The following is a 14,982-nucleotide window of genomic DNA, read 5'->3' as shown; positions in this document are numbered from 1 at the left end:
GGGCGGAACAGTGATGACGGACGGCGGGCTGAAGTCCCTGACCATTGTCGGCGGCGGAACCGCCGGCTGGATGAGCGCCGCCATGCTTTCGCGCGCCCTGGGACCGACGGTGGCGATCACCGTGGTCGAGTCCGACGAGATCGGCACGGTGGGCGTCGGCGAAGCCACCATCCCGGCGATCAAGCTGCTGAACAGCTTTCTGGGCCTGGACGAGAACGACTTCCTCGCGGCCACCAACGGCACGATCAAACTGGGTATCGAATTCGTCGACTGGCACACGGTCGGCCAATCCTATCTGCACGCCTTCGGACCGGTCGGTCGGCCGCTGGGCATGGCGTCCTTCCATCACTACTGGATGCGCCGTCGCCTGGCGGGTCACGACGAGAGTCTCTGGGACTATTCGCTGAACGCCCTGGCCGCGCGCGCCGGCAAGTTCGATCGGCTGCAGACGGCGGGCGGGGGCTATCTGGAGGGCTTGGTCCACGCCTATCACTTCGACGCGGCGCTCTACGCCCAGTACCTGCGCCGCTACAGCGAAGCGCAAGGCGTGCGCCGCGTTGAGGGCCGCATCGTCGGCGTCGACCAACATCCGCAGACCGGCTTCGTCACCGGCCTGACCCTGCAGGACGGCCGCACGGTCGGGGGCGAGTTCTTCATCGACTGCTCGGGCTTTCGCGGTCTGCTGATCGAGGAGACGCTGCAAACCGGCTATGACGACTGGCGCGGCTGGCTGCCGATGGACAGCGCCATCGCCGTGCCCTGCGCATCGGCGACGCCCCTGACACCCTTCACCCGGTCCACCGCGCGCGACGCCGGCTGGCAGTGGCGTATCCCGCTGCAGCACCGCACCGGCAACGGCCATGTGTTTTGCAGCGACTACATCAGCGCCGCCGAAGCGACCGAGGTGCTGATGCGCAACCTCGACGGCGCGCCCCTGGCCGAGCCGCGCCAGCTGAAATTCACGACCGGCAAGCGCAAGCGGTTCTGGAACAAGAACGTCGTGGCCATGGGCCTTGCCAGCGGTTTCATGGAGCCCCTGGAATCGACCAGCATCCATCTGGTGCAGTCGGCCCTGGGCCGCCTGATCGCCCTGTTCCCGAACGGCGACTTCAACGCCGTCGAGATCGACGAGTACAACCGGCAGACCGCGCTGGAATACGAGTACATCCGCGACTTCCTGATCCTGCACTACAAGGCCACCAGCCGCGAGGACACGCCGTTCTGGCGGGCCTGCAAGGCCATGGACATCCCCGACAGCCTCAAGGCCCGCATGGCGCTGTTCGCCCAGTCGGGGCGGCTGTTCAGCCAGGACGACGACCTCTTCAAGGAGGCCAGCTGGATCCAGGTGCTGATCGGCCAGGGCGTGGTCCCTGCCGCGGCCCATCCGCTGACCCGGGTCGTCACCGACGCCCAGCTGGACGAGTACATGGCCAATATTCGCCAGATCATGAGCCGCGCGATCGAGGGGCTGCCCAGCCATGCCGACTTCATCGCGCGCCATTGCGCGACAGGCTCCCGCCCCGCCGCCTGACCCTTGCCTTTCCTCAGCCCTCCTGAAGCCTCCGCCGGACCTGCCCGGCGGGGGCTCTTTTTTGATGCGGACGGCACAAGGCGGAGCAAGGGCCCATTAAGGTTGTCGAGGCATTCTCCATCGCGATTCTGGAGAGCTCCGATGGTTACGACGTCCAAGCCCTTGAAGGCGCTGCTCGCGATGACCGGCGCCGCCGTCCTGCTCAGCGCCTGCGCCAGCGCCGACGACGTCGCGGCCCTGCGCCAGCCGGCCATGCCGCCGGTCGCCATCGCCAAGGCCGCCCAGCACAAGCCTTTCTTCCGCAATGTCTCGCTGCAGGCGGTCGAGGGCGCGCCGGAGTTTCGCTGGTTCGACGGCGGCGCAATCATCACCACCCGCCCCACCCGCGTGCAGGTGGTCGACAACCTTTCCCTCCATCTGGATCGCGCCGACATGCTGGCCCGCAGCCGGCTGGACAGCGAATACATGCTGTATGTGCGGTTCGACGAGCTGCGCGGCCCCAGCATCTGGCTGGGAGCCGACAAGCTGGCCTCGGCCCGCGTGACCTTCCGCCTGGTGCGCTGGCGCACGGGTGAACTGGTCAAGGAATCCACCGTCGAGACCAGCTATCGGGCCGCCTGGACAGGCTTTACGCCCGAAATGACCCGCGCCGCCCTGGGCGGTCCGCTGCTGGCCTCGAAGGACGCCGTGCTGGCCCCGGTCGGCGGCGCGCTCAGGGGCGTGGCCCTGGGCTACTATGTGAACCAGAACCTGGTCGTCTCGATCGCCGACGCGCCCTATGCCGGCCTGGTCGGCGCGGCGGAAGCCTCGCGCATCGGCGGCCCCGGCCACGCTCCGGCAGGCTTCGCCGCGGCCTTCGCCACGGCCGCCGCCGTGGGCAGCGCCAGCGGCCGCTTCACCGACCTGGAAGCCATGCTGGCGGGCGGCGTGATCACCGCCGCCGGCGCGGCCGCCGGTCCAACCCCGATCGCCCGCCCGGTTTCGGCCGATGGCGAGGTGACCACCGCCTTCGCCGGTCGCGCCCGTCGTCTGGCCGCCACGCGCGGCCTGATGGACCTGGCCTTCGACCAGTTCATGGCCGAACTCAGCGAGGACGGCTCGGTCAACTACAAGACCGCCGTGTCCTGCACCGCTCTGAATGGCCTAAGCCGCAAGGGTCCCTACCTGCGCGAGAACGCCAGCAGCTACGCGGTCGACTGCCCCGGCTCGTCCTACAACGAGAGCAAGACCCAGCAGGTCTATCCCTCGCGGTTCTAAGCCTGGATCAGACCCTGATGCTCATCGCCTTCATGAACCGCATGATCTCCAGCGGCTTCATGGCGGCGGTGTCCACGTCGATCAGCACGCGCTGGATCTGCCCTTTGAAGGGGTTTGGCCCTTCATAGGCGCGCGAGACCCGATTGCCGTGGTCAGCCCCAACGCAGAAGCCGTCATAGCCTGGCGCGAACAGCACCCGGTCGAACTTGCGTTCAGCCACCTTGCGGCCATTCACAAACAGCGCGCCGCGCCCTTCGAACGGGCGTGAGGTCATGGTCTGCTGGTACTTCACCTTGACGTTGCCGCGCGGCAGGCGCGTCGGCGAGGCGATGATCTCGCTCCAGGGCACAAGGCTGGTCTCATAGATCAGCCGGCCCTTGTCGACATACAGCACATAGCCGGCGGGCATCGAGCCATGGGCGATGAGCACGCCGTCCTCGTCGCCATTGGGGCGTGACAGCTCCAGCTCGATGGAGTGGCTCAGGCCGCAGACGATGGGCGACACATCCGTCGGGATCGGGTCGATCGGCGGCCGGATGTCCCAACGCTTGCGCAGCTTGGCGGCGCGTGTCTGGACCAGCTTCAGCAGCAGTGGCCGATCGTCCAGCGGCAGGACGTCGTGGTCAGCGGCGGCCTTGTTCCACTTGTCCTTCAGGCGCGCGACGACATCGGCATGATCGGCCGAGACGTCGCGCAGCTCGTTGGGATCCACGGCGGTATTGTAGAGCCCCCAGTGGTCGTCCTCGAACGGCTTGCCGCGTTGGTGCTGGGCGACCAGCCGCCAGTCGCCTTCCTGGAAGGCGCGATAGCCGCCCAGCTCGTAATACTGGTCGGTTCGCGTCGCCGCCTTGGGCGAGGCGAAGGTGGGGGCGACACTGGCCCCTTCCAGCGGCTTTTGCGGTTCGCCGCGATAGAGCTCGGGCTGCTTGACGCCGCAGGCCTCCAGCAGGGTCGGATACAGATCGACCACGTGCACGAACTGCTTTCGCACCCCGCCCTTCTCATCCACGCCCTTGGGCCAGGAGACGATCAGCGGATCAGCGACGCCGCCCAGGGCGGTGTTCTGCTTGTAGAGCCGATAGGGCGTGCCTGAGGCATTGGTCCAGCCGATCGGATAGTGCGGGAAGGTGCCGTCCTCGCCCATGGTGTCGTACAGGGCCAGGGCCTCGGCTTCCGAGGCCGGACGTCCGAACGCCGGGCCAAACAGGTTGGGGGAGCCGGTTTCGGTGCCCTCGGCCGAGGCGCCGTTGTCGGAGAACACCACCACCAGGGTGTTTTCGCGAACACCCATGGCGTCCAGCTCGGCCATGACCGTGCCGATGGCCCGGTCGACGCCGGTGACCATGCCGCCATAGACTTCCATGTAGCGGGCATAGAGCCGCTTCTGGTCTGCGGTGAGCTCGGCCCAGGGCTTGGCGCCGGGCGAGAGGGGCGGCAGCTGCGTCTCGGCGGGCATCAGGCCCAGGGCCTTCTGGCGCTCCAGGCGCTGCCTGCGGATCTCGTCCCAGCCGGCCTCGAACTTGCCCTTGTAGAGATCACGGTCGGCGGCCTTGGCCTGCAGCGGCGAGTGGGCCGCGCCGAAGGCCAGCTGCATGAAGAACGGCTTGTCCGGGGCCATCAGCTGCTGGGTGCGCAGATAGGTTACGGCGCGCTGGGCCAGATCATCGGAGAGGTAATAGCCCTCTCCGCCCGCCTCGACCTGCGCCGTGCCCTCATAGAGCGCGCCGGGATGGAAGTGGTCGCTGGAGTGGCCCTGATACCAGTAGGCCCGCTCGAAGCCCCGCTGGGTCGGCCAGTTGTGGAATGGGCCCGTCGGACCGGAGTGGTCGGCGTTGTTGACGTGCCACTTGCCCAGCAGGAAGGTCGACCAGCCGGCCTCGACCAGCACCTCGGCCAGGGTGGCGTTCTGGCGGGTCAGGTCGCCGCGATAGCCGGGATAGCCGCTGTCGATATCCGCCAGCCAGCCCATGCCGGCCGAGTGGTGGTTCAGCCCCGTCAGCAGCGCCGCGCGCGTGCACGAACACATGGCCGTAGTGCGGAAGTTGGTATAGCGCAGCCCCTTGCCGGCCAGGGCGTCCAGGGCCGGGGTCTGCAACTCGCCGCCATAGCAGCCCAGATCGGCGAACCCGACATCGTCGAGGATGATCACCACCACATTGGGCGCGCCGGCGGGGGCCTTGGCCTCTTCGGCATGGGCCGGCCGGGAGTCCTTGAACGACAGGCCGATCTTCGCCGCCTTGCCCTTGCCGACGGCCTTGGGCGTGACGATGCCGCTGGTCGCCGACTTGATAGCCGCGCCGCCCGCCACGACCGCTCCGGTTCCGACCACGCCCAGCCCTGCGCCCAGCAGTAGCGAGCGACGGTCTATCTTGGGCTTGTTGTCGTCAGTCATGCCCTGTCTCCGAGGCTCAGGCTTGGGGCTTGGTCAGGCTGCGATAGCCGAGGACCATGATCACGAGCAGGACCGCTTCCACGACGATCGGCTGGAGCAAGGGCGGCGAAAAGCCGGTCAGGGCCAGAGACAGCAGCCGCCCGCTGAGAGCGATGCCGAGCAGCGTGATCGGCACCAGCAGCAGGTCGCCACGATTACGGACCGCCGCCAGCAGGGTAAAGACGCCTGCGGCGCCGAAGAAGCCTCCCAGATCGGCGCGCATCGACGCCAGACCCAGGGCGCCGATCGGCTCAAGACCTAGCTTGGCGCCCAGCTCCGCCGGCCGGATCCAGAAGGCTACAGCCATAAGCAGAGCCAAAAGGCCCGCAACGCCAACCAGGCCTCGTGTCAGTTTTTGCATAGGTCCGCCCTGTCCGAATTATTGTGGCAATATAACTGCCACTTTATTGGCATGGCAAGAGGCGTCGCTATCGGGGGCCTTCCAAAGGCTCGCCCCAGACCTCCACATGCCCCTGCCGCTCCACCCTGCGCTGGGTTTTCAGGGTCAGCAGGGACGACAATCCTGTGGCCTGCAGCAGGGCCTGAATCTCCGCCTCTCCGGGTCCGCCCGCCGCGTCCTGGACTTTTTGCAGCAGGAACAGTCGGTAAGGCATGACCGCCACCTCAATAGGCGTGCCGCGCCAATCAAAACCGACCTTCCCCAGGACCCGGTCGCCGGGACGGGCAAGCCCATTGGTCCCGGCCTCGAGATCCGGCCGCGCCTCCAGCCATTGACGGGCGAAGCCGACCTGGGCGCTGATATCGGGCAGATAGTCCTCGGCGACGAACCGCAGGAGATCGATCAGGCTTTGCGGCACGCCGTCATCGGCAAAGAGTTGGGGCGGCGGGCTGCCATAGTCGCCGGAGTCGAGATCGGGCGCATTCATGCGCTCGACCCAGCGCCAGACCCGGTAGGCGCGGCGTTTCATCAAATCGGCAGGATAGGTGTCCCGCGCCAGATGCGCATAGAGCGGGCCAATCAGGCCATAGTCGCCAATCGTCGGCCTGCCGCCGAGCAGATAGGGCGAATGCTCCAGGTGCGCCTCGAACAGGTCGAGAAACTGCTCATAGGCCGCCTCGACCGCCGGAATGGAGGCCTCCCCCACGCCGAATGACGCCATGGCCGCACGCATGCGCCGACTGGCATTGGCATAGACCGCCTCACCGTCTTGGTGGGTCGCTCCAGGCGCCAGGGTCGCAATGAAGTCGCGCTGAAGGAAGGGCTGGTTGATGTCGTCGAAGTTCCAGCGGTAGTGCATGGCCGGCCGCAGCAGGCCCTCACCGCCGAACAGTTCAAAGATCTGGCCGATCACACGGTGGCGTGGCGTGTCAGGAAAGGTTTCCCAGCGCCCCTCGCCCTGCGCTTCAAGGGTCTGGATGATGTTCGAGCCGTCCTGGATCAGGGAGCCGTCAGAGCCCTCGAGGACCGGCATGATCCAGCGGCCGATCTGGGGGACGATCTCGGCCCGGAACCTCGCCTCGCCGACGGAAAGGTTTTCGAAATCAAGGCCCTGCTTGATCAGATAGGACCGCGCCTTGGCGGTATAGAGCGACCCCGGCGTGCCATAGAGCTTGTAAATCACTTGCGCCTCCCCTGCAGGAACGGTGGACCGCGCCCTTTTTGCCGATATAATCGCACTAACAGTGCCACTATTTCAAGATGGCGGGAGTTGAGACCATGACCTTGGCCTATGACCTCTACTGGTCCTTCCGCTCGCCCTATTCGTACATGATCACCCACCGCCTGACCGCGCTGGAGCGCGAGTTCGACGTGGTCGGCAACATCCGTCCGGTCTATCCGCTGGCTGTCCGCACGCCGGAATTCTTCGAGACCCGCGATCCGCTGTGGTTCAGCTATTTCATGCAGGACATCCACCGCGAGGCGGCCTTCCTGGGCCTGCCGTTCCGCTGGCCGATCCCGGACCCGGTGAAGATGGACTACGCCACCCGCACCTATCCCAAGGAGCAGCCGCACATTCATCGCCTGACCCACATGGGCGTCGCGGCGGCGCAGTTGGGGCGCGGCCTGCCCTTCCTGACCGAGGTCAGCCGAGTGATCTGGAGCGGCGAGGTCGATAACTGGCACGAGGGTTACCATATCGCCCGCGCCGCCGAGCGTGCCGGCCTGGACGCCGCCGCCCTGATGCGAACCGTCGATACGGAGGCTGAGCGTCTGGCCGCCATCGTCGAGGAAAGCCAGGTCGCCCAGCGCTCGGCGGGCCATTACGGGGTGCCGATGATCGCCTTTAACGGCGAGGCCTTCTTCGGTCAGGACCGCTTCGATCAGTTCAAGTGGCGGCTGGACCAGCAGGGCCTGACGGCGCGCGCCTGATCGCGATCAGCAGGGCCAGGACCTGCAGCACCAGCAAGACCAGATTGAACGGCTGGCCGGGCACGGACACGGGCAAGGGCCGCCACAGATACAGGTTGGCGACCGCCAGAAGCGTGTCGATGGTTTGCATGGCCAGGAACAGGGCCAGCAGATCGCGGCGTCGCGCCACGACATAGAGTTCGAACACACCCTTGGCCATCTGGGCCAGGCCCAGGGTGGCGAACAGCGACAGGATGGTCTCGCGACTGGTCGACAGGTCCAGGCCGGCTATCGATGCCGCACCGCCATCGACTGAAAAGGCGTGAATCGCGCCGCGTCCCAGATTGATCAGGCCCATAAGGCCCAGCACCACCAACGGTATCCAGCGCATCAGATCACTCTCGGGCAAGGGTTGGAAAGACCACGCGATCACATCTTTCGGCACGCGCAATGTCAATATACACTCCCGGCCAACGACGACCGAAAAGTCAGGCGATCTAAGGGGAGCCGGAATGCGAATTCTGAAGTGGACAGGGATTGTTCTGGCGGTTCTGGCCGCCGTTCTGGCCGGCGCGTGGCTCGGCCGCGACTTCTTGATCTACCATATTGGGCGGCTGATGGTCCCCAAGGGGACCGAGAACAAGCCCATCGCCTGGCAGGAAGGCCCCGCTCAGCCTGCCGTACCGGCCGATCAGCGGCCTCCCAACGTCATCTTCATCCTGGCTGACGACCTGGGCTACAACGACGTCAGCCTGAACGGCGGCGGGGTCGGCGGCGTGGTCAAGACGCCCAATATCGATTCCATCGCCCAGCAGGGCGTGGACCTGACCAACGGCTATGCCGGCAACGCCACCTGCTCGCCCTCGCGCGCGGCGATGATGACCGGCCGCTATCCCACCCGCTTTGGCTTCGAGTTCACCCCGACCCCGGTCGGCTTCTCGCGTCTGGTCGGCAGCTTCCGGACGCCCGGCGCCCTGCACCCGCCGCACTTCAATCGCGAACAGGCCGGCGAGATGCCGCCGATGGACGAACTGGCGGTGCCGGCCTCGGAAACGACCATCGCCGAAGTGCTCAAGACCCGGGGCTATCACACGGTGCATCTGGGCAAGTGGCACCTGGGCGGCTCAAAGGGCTCGCGCCCCGAGGACCAGGGCTTCGACGAAAGCCTGGGCTTCATCGCGGGCGCCTCGATGTTCCTGCCCGAGACGGATCCGGGCGTGGAGAACTCCAAGCAGAGCTTCGACCCGATCGACAAGTTCCTGTGGGCCAACCTGCCCTATACCGTGCAGTACAACGGCCAGCCGATGATGAAGGCCAAGGGCTTCATGACCGACTATCTGTCGGACGAGGCCATCAAGAGCATCAAGGCCAACCGGAACCAGCCGTTCTTCATGTACCTGGCCTACAACGCGCCGCACACGCCGCTGCAGGCGCCCAAGGCAGACTATGACGCCCTGCCCCAGATCAAGGACCACCGCCAGCGGGTCTATGGCGCCATGATCCGCAACCTGGACCGCAATGTCGGCCGGGTGCTGCAGACGCTGAAGGACCAGGGTCTGGATGACAACACGCTGGTGGTCTTCACCAGCGACAATGGCGGCGCGCACTATGTGGGCCTGCCGCAGATCAACAGCCCCTATCGCGGCTGGAAAGCCACCTTCTTCGAGGGCGGCATCCGGGTGCCCTACTATATGCGCTGGCCCAAGGCCCTGCCGGCGGGGGCCAAGTTCGCCAGCCCGGTTGGCCATATCGACATGTTCGCCACCGCCGCAGGGGCGGCGGGCGCGGCTGTGCCGACGGATCGTCCCATCGACGGGGTCAACCTGATCCCCCACCTGACGGGGAAGAATCCTGCCCGGCCGCATGAGGCGCTGTTCTGGCGCTCCGGCGACTATCGCATGGTGCGCGCGGGCGACTGGAAGCTGCAGGTGCTGACCCTGCCCGAGGGCAAGGGCGAGAAGCTCTGGTTGTTCGACCTGGCCGCCGATCCGACCGAGCAAAAGAACCTTGCCTTGGCCAATACAGCCAAGGTGGCGGAACTGAAGGCCCTGCTGGCAAACCGCGACAAGGGCAACATCAAGCCGACCTGGCCATCGCTGCTGCGCGGCGCCATCACCATCGACCATCCGCTCGACGTTAAAGACAAGCCGACGGACGAGTTCATCTACTGGAACAACTAGACCCCCGGCCGGGGTCAAAGAAAAAGCCCCGCCCTTCTCCGAAGGGCGGGGCTTTTTGTCTGCCTGAAAGGGCCGATGAGGCCGCCCCCTAAGGGGCGAGGCCGTCCTTGGTCCGACGGTTCAACGGGCCGGCCAGACCGGCGTTCCTGACCTGCATGAGGTTGTCCTCAGGCCTGTGCGCGACGGACCAGCCCGTCGATCAGTTCGGTGAGGGCTTCGGGGCAATCCTCCTGCAGGAAGTGACCGCCGGAGACGATCACATGAGGCTGGCCGGCCGCGCCGGGCACCTTGGCCTGGAAGATGGCTTCTCCGCCCTTGGTCACGGCGTCGCCATCGCTGAAGGCGGTCAGGAACGGCTTGTTGAAGGCTTCGAGCACGTCCCACGCGGCCTTGTTCTGGGCGACGGAGCCATGCTCGGGCGTCACCGGCACCAGTGTCGGAAACTGGCGGGCGCCTTCCTTGAAGGTCTCGTCCGGGAACGGCGCGTCATAGGCGGCGATCTCGGCTTGGGAGAGTTCGCGACCCGTGCCCATATTGACGATCAGGCCGATCGGCATCACCGGCGTATTCTGGCTGAACTCCAGCCAGGCCTTGAAGCCGTCGCTCATGCCCGTGCCGACCGGCAGGCCGGTATTGCCCACGCACACGGCGGCGAAGCGCTCCGGAAACGCCGCCACCAGGCGCAGGCCGATCAGGCCGCCCCAGTCCTGGCAGAACAGGGTGACGCCCTTCAGATCGATCCCCGTAAGCCAGGCGCTCATCCAGGCCACGTGGCGCTCATAGGTATAGTCAGTGCGGGCCGCCGGCTTGTCGGAACGCCCAAAGCCGATCAGGTCAGGGGCCACCACGCGATAGCCGCGCGCTGTCAGGCCGGTGATCATCTTGCGGTACAGATAGGCCCAGGACGGCTCGCCATGCATCAGCAGCACAACCGGCCCGTCGCGCGGGCCTTCGTCCACATAGTGCAGACGCAGGGCCGTGCCATCAGCGTCGGTGATCGTCATATAGTGCGGCGCGAACGGCCAGTCGGCCAGGGCCTCGAACCGGTCGTCCGGCGTCCTCAGAACCTGCATTCCCACTCCTCCAGTTGACTCGCCGCCCGATCGTGCGACATATATTGACAATAGGCGTGTCACTACATTGAGGCGGGGTCAAGCCCGTCCGAACGGGAGGATCGACCATGCGAAGCAGGACAGTCGTCGGACTTGCGGTGTTGGGACTGGTGGTCACGGCCGGACTGGGCGGCTGGATGGCGCGCGGCCAGATCGCGCAGACCATGGTCGAGAAGCTGTATGTGAAGGCCATGGCCCGCGCGCCCGATGATGGCCTGGCCGATGGCCTGCATGTCGGCCTGTGCGGCGCCGGCGGCCCCCTGCCCGACCCCAAACGCACAGGTCCCTGCACGGCGGTTCTGGCCGGCAAGCGCCTGTTCGTCATCGACGCTGGCTCGGGCGCCAGTCGTAACCTGTCGCTGATGAACCTGCCACCTGCCCGGATCGAGGCGGTGTTCCTGACCCACTTCCATTCCGACCACATCGACGGCCTGGGCGAGATGATGCTGCAGCGCTGGGCCGGCAGCGGCTCGGCCAGCCCCGTGCCCGTGCACGGCCCGCTGGGCGTCGAGCCCGTGGTCGGCGGCTTCATGTCGGCCTACCGTATGGACCAGGGCTATCGCACCGGCCACCACGGCGCGGCCGTGGTGCCGCCCTCCGGTTTCGGCGGCCAGGCCCTGACCTTCACCGCCGCTGCCGACCAGCCCGACGTGGTGCTGATCGACGAACCGGACCTCAAGGTCACCGCCTTCCCCGTCAAGCATGACCCTGTCAGCCCCGCCGTCGGCTACGCCTTCACCTACAAGGGCCGCACCGTGGTGATCAGTGGCGACACGGCCCTCTCACCCCGCGTCGAAGCCGCCGCCAAGGGCGCTGACCTGCTGGTGCACGAGGCCCTGGCCCCCAATCTGGTGGCCGCACAGCAGCGGGCGGCCAAGGCGGCGGGCCGCGAGCGGCTGGCCAAGATCTTCAGCGACATCCCCGGCTATCACGCCTCGCCCGAGCAGGTCGCGGGCCTGGCCCAGCGCGACAAGGTGGGCATGCTGCTGTTCACCCACATCACCCCGGCCCTGCCGATCGGCGCGCTGGAAGGTCCGTTCCTGGGCGACTCGCGCAAGATCTTCCCGGGCAGGATCAAGGTCGGCCGCGACGGCGACTTCGTCAGCCTGCCGGCCGGCTCCAAGGAGATCGTGGTCAGCGACCGTCTCAAGATGTTCCGTTAGCCGAGGTTGCCATGACCGATCCCATCGCGCTCAGCGGCGCGCCCGGCTCGCCCTACACCCGCAAGATGCTGGCGGTGCTGCGCTATCGCCGCCTTGCCTATCGCTTCCTGCCCAGCTCGGGACAGGCGCTGGACGGCCTGCCCCGGCCCAAGGTGCAGCTGCTGCCGACCTTCTACCTGCCAGGTCCTGACGAGGCTCTGGAGGCGGTGGTCGACTCCTCGCCGATCATCCGCCGGCTGGAGGCCGAGCACGCCGGCCGCTCGATCATTCCGCCCGACCCGGCCCTGGCCTTCATCGACGCCCTGATCGAGGACTATGCCGACGAGTGGCTGACCAAGGCGATGTTCCACTATCGCTGGAGCTATGCGGCCGACATCGCCCGCGCCGCCGCCATCCTGCCGTGCTGGCGCGGGGCCGCCATTCCCGACGCCGAGCTGGCCCAGCGTGGCGAGCAGTTCAGCCGACGGCAGATCGACCGCCTGTACGTGGTGGGCTCCAACCCCACCACGGCGCCGGTGATCGAGGCCAGCTATCGTCGCTTCCTCGAAGCCTTCGAGGCCCACCTGACCGTCCAGCCGTTCCTGCTGGGCGCGCGCCCCGCCGCCTGCGACTTCGCCGTCTACGGACAATTGACCCAGCTGGCGCAGTTCGACCCCACGCCCATGGCCCTGACTCTGGAGATCGCGCCCCGGGTCTTTGCCTGGGTCAGCCAGATGGAGGACCTGTCGGGCCTGGAGCCGGGCGACGACGACTGGATCAGCCTGGACGCCCCGCCCCCGACCCTGCTGGCGGTGCTCGCCCAGATCGGCCGGGTCTATCCGCCCGTCATGCTCGCCAATGCCAGGGCGGTGATGACGGGCGCGGCCACGGTGGAGACGACGGTAGACGGTCTGCCCTGGACCCAGCCGCCCTTCCCCTACCAGGCCAAGTGCCTGGGTTGGCTGCGCGAGGCCCGGGCCAAGCTCGGCGAAACCGACCGGGCCCTGATCGACGACCTGATGGAGGCCACCGGCTGCGCACCGCTGTTTGCGTGAACACTGGCGCCAGAGAGCGCTGCGCCTTAAGGAAATCCGGAGCTGATTTGTCTGGCGGGGTTGCGTGACGCAAGAAGCAAGCAAGGCGACCGACGATCCGGCGCAGCAGACCGATGGCCGTCGCCGTCGCGGCCAGACCAACCGCGCCAGCATCGTGGACGCCATGCTGGAGATCATCCGCACCGGCGACATGTCGCCCAGCGCCGAGCAGGTGGCGGCCCGCGCCGATGTGGGTCTGCGCACCGTGTTCCGGCACTTCAAGGACATGGACAGCCTGTACAGCGAGATGTCCGTCGCCATCGAGGACGAGCTGCGCGCCGTGGTCCACACCCCGTTCCGGTCGACCGACTGGAAGGACCGCATCCTCGAACTGGTTGACCGCCGCGCCTTCGCCTTCGAGCGGATCGCGCCCTTCAAGCATGCCTCGGAAGCCTATCGCCACCGCTCGCGCTTTCTCAGCCAGGACAGCGGCAAGCTGGTGATCGTCCTGCGCCAGATCCTGGTGCGCGAGCTGCGCCCGCCGCTGGCCGATGACCCGCTGAAGGTCGAGACCCTGGACCTGCTGCTCAGCTTCGAGGCCTGGTCGCGCCTGCGCCGCGAGCAGGGCCTGAGCATCGAGAAGGCGTCAGAGGTGCTGCGCGCCGCCGTCCGCCGCATTCTCGACGAGGCCTGACGATGAGCGACGCCCCCTACCCCACCCTGCGCGCCGCCAACCTGGCCCGGCAGGCCGAGTGGGACACCGACGGCCAGATCACCCTGTCCTATCGCGGCAACGAACTGGCCGGCGAGGTAGGCGAGGCCTGCAACCTGATCAAGAAGCTGGAACGCGAGCGCATGGGCATTGCCGGCTCGCGAGCCAGCGTCGCCGACCTGGCCGAAGAACTGGCCGACGTCATCATCTGCGCCGACCTGATCGCCATGCAGCTGGGCATCGACCTGGACCGGGCGGTGGCGGAGAAGTTCAACAAGACGTCGGAGAAGGTCGGGTTGCGGACGCGGATGGCGGAGACCGCCAGCGAACCCTCATCAATCTAGAAGCTAAAGGCTGGCTCAGGATTTCGGCGCCAGATCCGGCCGCGACGCCAGAAACACCGCCTTCTCCGCAGGCGTCAGGACCTTAGCGGTCTTGCGGCGCGAGGCCTTGGGCGTAGCGCGCGCATAGACCTCGGCCTGGGTGGCGGGCTTGAGGTCGGACAGGCGTTTGATCGGCGGTTTCATAGGGTTCCCAAGATCGGTTCGGGCGGGACCATGCCGCCAGAGCATGACGATCTCATGAGTCGGCGATCTGCGCGCGGGGCGCGCCGTGCGCATTGATCCACACGCACCTTGCAAAAGCACGCTCGTGTGTATAATTACGCATGAATAGTCGCGACATCATCTCGGCGCTGCTGGCCGACGGCTGGCGGGAGGTCGCCCAGAAGGGGTCGCACAAGCAGTTCAAGCATCCTACCAAGCCGGGGCGCGTGACGGTTCCGCACCCTCGCAAGGATTTCCCGACCGGCACACTGCGCTCCATCGAGGCGCAGGCCGGGATCAAGCTCAGGTAGTCAAATGGTCCAGTATATCGCCCTGATCCACAAGGAAGCCGCCAGCGACTACGGCGTGTCGTTCCCCGACCTGCCCGGCTGCGTCACGGCCGGCTCGACCCTGGACGAGGCCCGCGCCATGGCGGAAGAAGCCCTGGCCCTGCACCTGGAAGGCTTGGCCGAAGACGACGAGCCGATCCCCGAGCCGTCATCTCTGGAAGCCGTGATGACCGATCCGGTCAACCGCGACGGCGTCGCCATCCTGGTCATGGCCGAAACCAAGACCAAGATCGTGCGGGTCAACATCACCCTGCCCGACGACACCCTGCGCGCGATAGACCAGTACGCCGAGGCCCACGGCTTCACGCGCTCGGGCTTCCTGGCTCAGGCGGCCAAGCGGGCAATGGCGGCTTAAGGGCCGATGACGTCAGAGAAGG

At 66.9% G+C, this 14,982-nt stretch carries 16 protein-coding genes; 10 read left to right on the top strand and 6 right to left on the bottom strand.

From position 1 onward, the window contains the following. Nucleotides 1-13: 13 nt before the first annotated feature. Nucleotides 14-1,531: a tryptophan halogenase family protein gene (locus tag ACW17Z_RS18055; protein ID WP_492057015.1), complete on the top strand. Its 1,518-nt coding sequence runs from the start codon at nt 14-16 to the stop codon at nt 1,529-1,531. 141 nt (nt 1,532-1,672) lie between these two features. Next, nucleotides 1,673-2,788, top strand: a complete 1,116-nt coding sequence (locus tag ACW17Z_RS18050; RefSeq protein WP_492057014.1) for a hypothetical protein — start codon at nt 1,673-1,675, stop codon at nt 2,786-2,788. 7 nt (nt 2,789-2,795) lie between these two features. Here ACW17Z_RS18050 and ACW17Z_RS18045 read toward each other — a convergent pair whose 3' ends face one another. From ACW17Z_RS18045 to ACW17Z_RS18035, 3 genes are all read right to left on the bottom strand, one after another. Then, nucleotides 2,796-5,180, bottom strand: coding sequence for an arylsulfatase (locus ACW17Z_RS18045; RefSeq protein ID WP_492057013.1), 2,385 nt, complete (start codon nt 5,178-5,180; stop codon nt 2,796-2,798). 16 nt (nt 5,181-5,196) lie between these two features. Then, on the bottom strand, nt 5,197-5,526 hold the full coding sequence (locus tag ACW17Z_RS18040; protein WP_419321032.1) for a hypothetical protein: 330 nt from the start codon (nt 5,524-5,526) through the stop codon (nt 5,197-5,199). A 121-nt stretch (nt 5,527-5,647) separates the two neighbouring features. Beyond that, nucleotides 5,648-6,802 (bottom strand): glutathione S-transferase family protein, encoded by a 1,155-nt coding sequence (locus ACW17Z_RS18035; protein ID WP_492057012.1) that lies wholly within the window; start codon nt 6,800-6,802, stop codon nt 5,648-5,650. A gap of 95 nt (nt 6,803-6,897) precedes the next feature. Here ACW17Z_RS18035 and ACW17Z_RS18030 point away from each other — a divergent pair, with 95 nt between their 5' ends. Then, on the top strand, nt 6,898-7,551 hold the full coding sequence (locus ACW17Z_RS18030; RefSeq protein WP_492057011.1) for a 2-hydroxychromene-2-carboxylate isomerase: 654 nt from the start codon (nt 6,898-6,900) through the stop codon (nt 7,549-7,551). On the opposite strand, the gene ACW17Z_RS18025 is transcribed toward ACW17Z_RS18030, so the two are convergent. Further along, complete coding sequence (locus tag ACW17Z_RS18025) at nt 7,508-7,921, bottom strand: hypothetical protein (RefSeq protein ID WP_492057010.1); 414 nt, start codon at nt 7,919-7,921, stop codon at nt 7,508-7,510. The two genes, ACW17Z_RS18030 and ACW17Z_RS18025, sit on opposite strands and share 44 nt — an antisense overlap. Nucleotides 7,922-8,042: 121 nt before the next feature. Between ACW17Z_RS18025 and ACW17Z_RS18020 the strand changes: the two genes are divergently transcribed. Next, complete coding sequence (locus tag ACW17Z_RS18020; RefSeq protein ID WP_492057009.1) at nt 8,043-9,710, top strand: sulfatase-like hydrolase/transferase; 1,668 nt, start codon at nt 8,043-8,045, stop codon at nt 9,708-9,710. A 167-nt stretch (nt 9,711-9,877) separates the two neighbouring features. On the opposite strand, the gene ACW17Z_RS18015 is transcribed toward ACW17Z_RS18020, so the two are convergent. Then, nucleotides 9,878-10,783 carry a haloalkane dehalogenase gene (locus ACW17Z_RS18015; protein ID WP_492057008.1) on the bottom strand — a complete coding sequence of 302 codons (906 nt, stop codon included), beginning with the start codon at nt 10,781-10,783 and terminating at the stop codon, nt 9,878-9,880. Nucleotides 10,784-10,890: 107 nt separating this feature from the next. Between ACW17Z_RS18015 and ACW17Z_RS18010 the strand changes: the two genes are divergently transcribed. The 4 genes from ACW17Z_RS18010 to ACW17Z_RS17995 all read left to right on the top strand — a co-directional run bounded on the left by ACW17Z_RS18010 (nt 10,891) and on the right by ACW17Z_RS17995 (nt 14,054). Next, nucleotides 10,891-11,985 (top strand): MBL fold metallo-hydrolase, encoded by a 1,095-nt coding sequence (locus ACW17Z_RS18010; RefSeq protein WP_492057007.1) that lies wholly within the window; start codon nt 10,891-10,893, stop codon nt 11,983-11,985. 11 nt (nt 11,986-11,996) lie between these two features. Further along, nucleotides 11,997-13,019: a glutathione S-transferase N-terminal domain-containing protein gene (locus tag ACW17Z_RS18005; protein WP_492057006.1), complete on the top strand. Its 1,023-nt coding sequence runs from the start codon at nt 11,997-11,999 to the stop codon at nt 13,017-13,019. Between the two features lie 64 nt (nt 13,020-13,083). Further along, a complete protein-coding gene (locus ACW17Z_RS18000) occupies nt 13,084-13,692 on the top strand; it encodes a TetR/AcrR family transcriptional regulator (protein ID WP_419321022.1) in 609 nt (202 codons plus the stop codon). 2 nt (nt 13,693-13,694) lie between these two features. Next, complete coding sequence (locus ACW17Z_RS17995) at nt 13,695-14,054, top strand: MazG-like family protein (protein WP_492057005.1); 360 nt, start codon at nt 13,695-13,697, stop codon at nt 14,052-14,054. A gap of 15 nt (nt 14,055-14,069) precedes the next feature. On the opposite strand, the gene ACW17Z_RS17990 is transcribed toward ACW17Z_RS17995, so the two are convergent. Continuing rightward, complete coding sequence (locus ACW17Z_RS17990; protein WP_492057004.1) at nt 14,070-14,237, bottom strand: hypothetical protein; 168 nt, start codon at nt 14,235-14,237, stop codon at nt 14,070-14,072. Nucleotides 14,238-14,377: 140 nt separating this feature from the next. Between ACW17Z_RS17990 and ACW17Z_RS17985 the strand changes: the two genes are divergently transcribed. Beyond that, a complete protein-coding gene (locus ACW17Z_RS17985; protein WP_419321018.1) occupies nt 14,378-14,566 on the top strand; it encodes a type II toxin-antitoxin system HicA family toxin in 189 nt (62 codons plus the stop codon). Nucleotides 14,567-14,570: 4 nt separating this feature from the next. Next, on the top strand, nt 14,571-14,960 hold the full coding sequence (locus ACW17Z_RS17980; protein WP_419321016.1) for a type II toxin-antitoxin system HicB family antitoxin: 390 nt from the start codon (nt 14,571-14,573) through the stop codon (nt 14,958-14,960). Nucleotides 14,961-14,982 lie beyond the last annotated feature (22 nt).

The sequence above is a fragment of the Caulobacter sp. GSs2 genome, from assembly GCF_058680895.1.
The sequence above is the reverse complement of the archived record's forward strand: the minus strand, read 5'-3'. Positions and strand labels throughout refer to the sequence as shown.

Excerpts from the sequence above, each read along its gene's own strand:
- ACW17Z_RS18055 (WP_492057015.1), top strand. The coding sequence starts at position 14 with ATGACGGACGGCGGGCTGAAGTCCCTGACCATTGTCGGCGGCGGAACC.
- ACW17Z_RS18050 (WP_492057014.1), top strand. The coding sequence starts at position 1,673 with ATGGTTACGACGTCCAAGCCCTTGAAGGCGCTGCTCGCGATGACCGGC.
- ACW17Z_RS18045 (WP_492057013.1), bottom strand. The coding sequence starts at position 5,180 with ATGACTGACGACAACAAGCCCAAGATAGACCGTCGCTCGCTACTGCTG.
- ACW17Z_RS18040 (WP_419321032.1), bottom strand. The coding sequence starts at position 5,526 with ATGGCTGTAGCCTTCTGGATCCGGCCGGCGGAGCTGGGCGCCAAGCTA.
- ACW17Z_RS18030 (WP_492057011.1), top strand. The coding sequence starts at position 6,898 with ATGACCTTGGCCTATGACCTCTACTGGTCCTTCCGCTCGCCCTATTCG.
- ACW17Z_RS18025 (WP_492057010.1), bottom strand. The coding sequence starts at position 7,921 with ATGCGCTGGATACCGTTGGTGGTGCTGGGCCTTATGGGCCTGATCAAT.
- ACW17Z_RS18020 (WP_492057009.1), top strand. The coding sequence starts at position 8,043 with ATGCGAATTCTGAAGTGGACAGGGATTGTTCTGGCGGTTCTGGCCGCC.
- ACW17Z_RS18015 (WP_492057008.1), bottom strand. The coding sequence starts at position 10,783 with ATGCAGGTTCTGAGGACGCCGGACGACCGGTTCGAGGCCCTGGCCGAC.
- ACW17Z_RS18010 (WP_492057007.1), top strand. The coding sequence starts at position 10,891 with ATGCGAAGCAGGACAGTCGTCGGACTTGCGGTGTTGGGACTGGTGGTC.
- ACW17Z_RS18005 (WP_492057006.1), top strand. The coding sequence starts at position 11,997 with ATGACCGATCCCATCGCGCTCAGCGGCGCGCCCGGCTCGCCCTACACC.
- ACW17Z_RS17995 (WP_492057005.1), top strand. The coding sequence starts at position 13,695 with ATGAGCGACGCCCCCTACCCCACCCTGCGCGCCGCCAACCTGGCCCGG.
- ACW17Z_RS17990 (WP_492057004.1), bottom strand. The coding sequence starts at position 14,237 with ATGAAACCGCCGATCAAACGCCTGTCCGACCTCAAGCCCGCCACCCAG.
- ACW17Z_RS17985 (WP_419321018.1), top strand. The coding sequence starts at position 14,378 with ATGAATAGTCGCGACATCATCTCGGCGCTGCTGGCCGACGGCTGGCGG.
- ACW17Z_RS17980 (WP_419321016.1), top strand. The coding sequence starts at position 14,571 with ATGGTCCAGTATATCGCCCTGATCCACAAGGAAGCCGCCAGCGACTAC.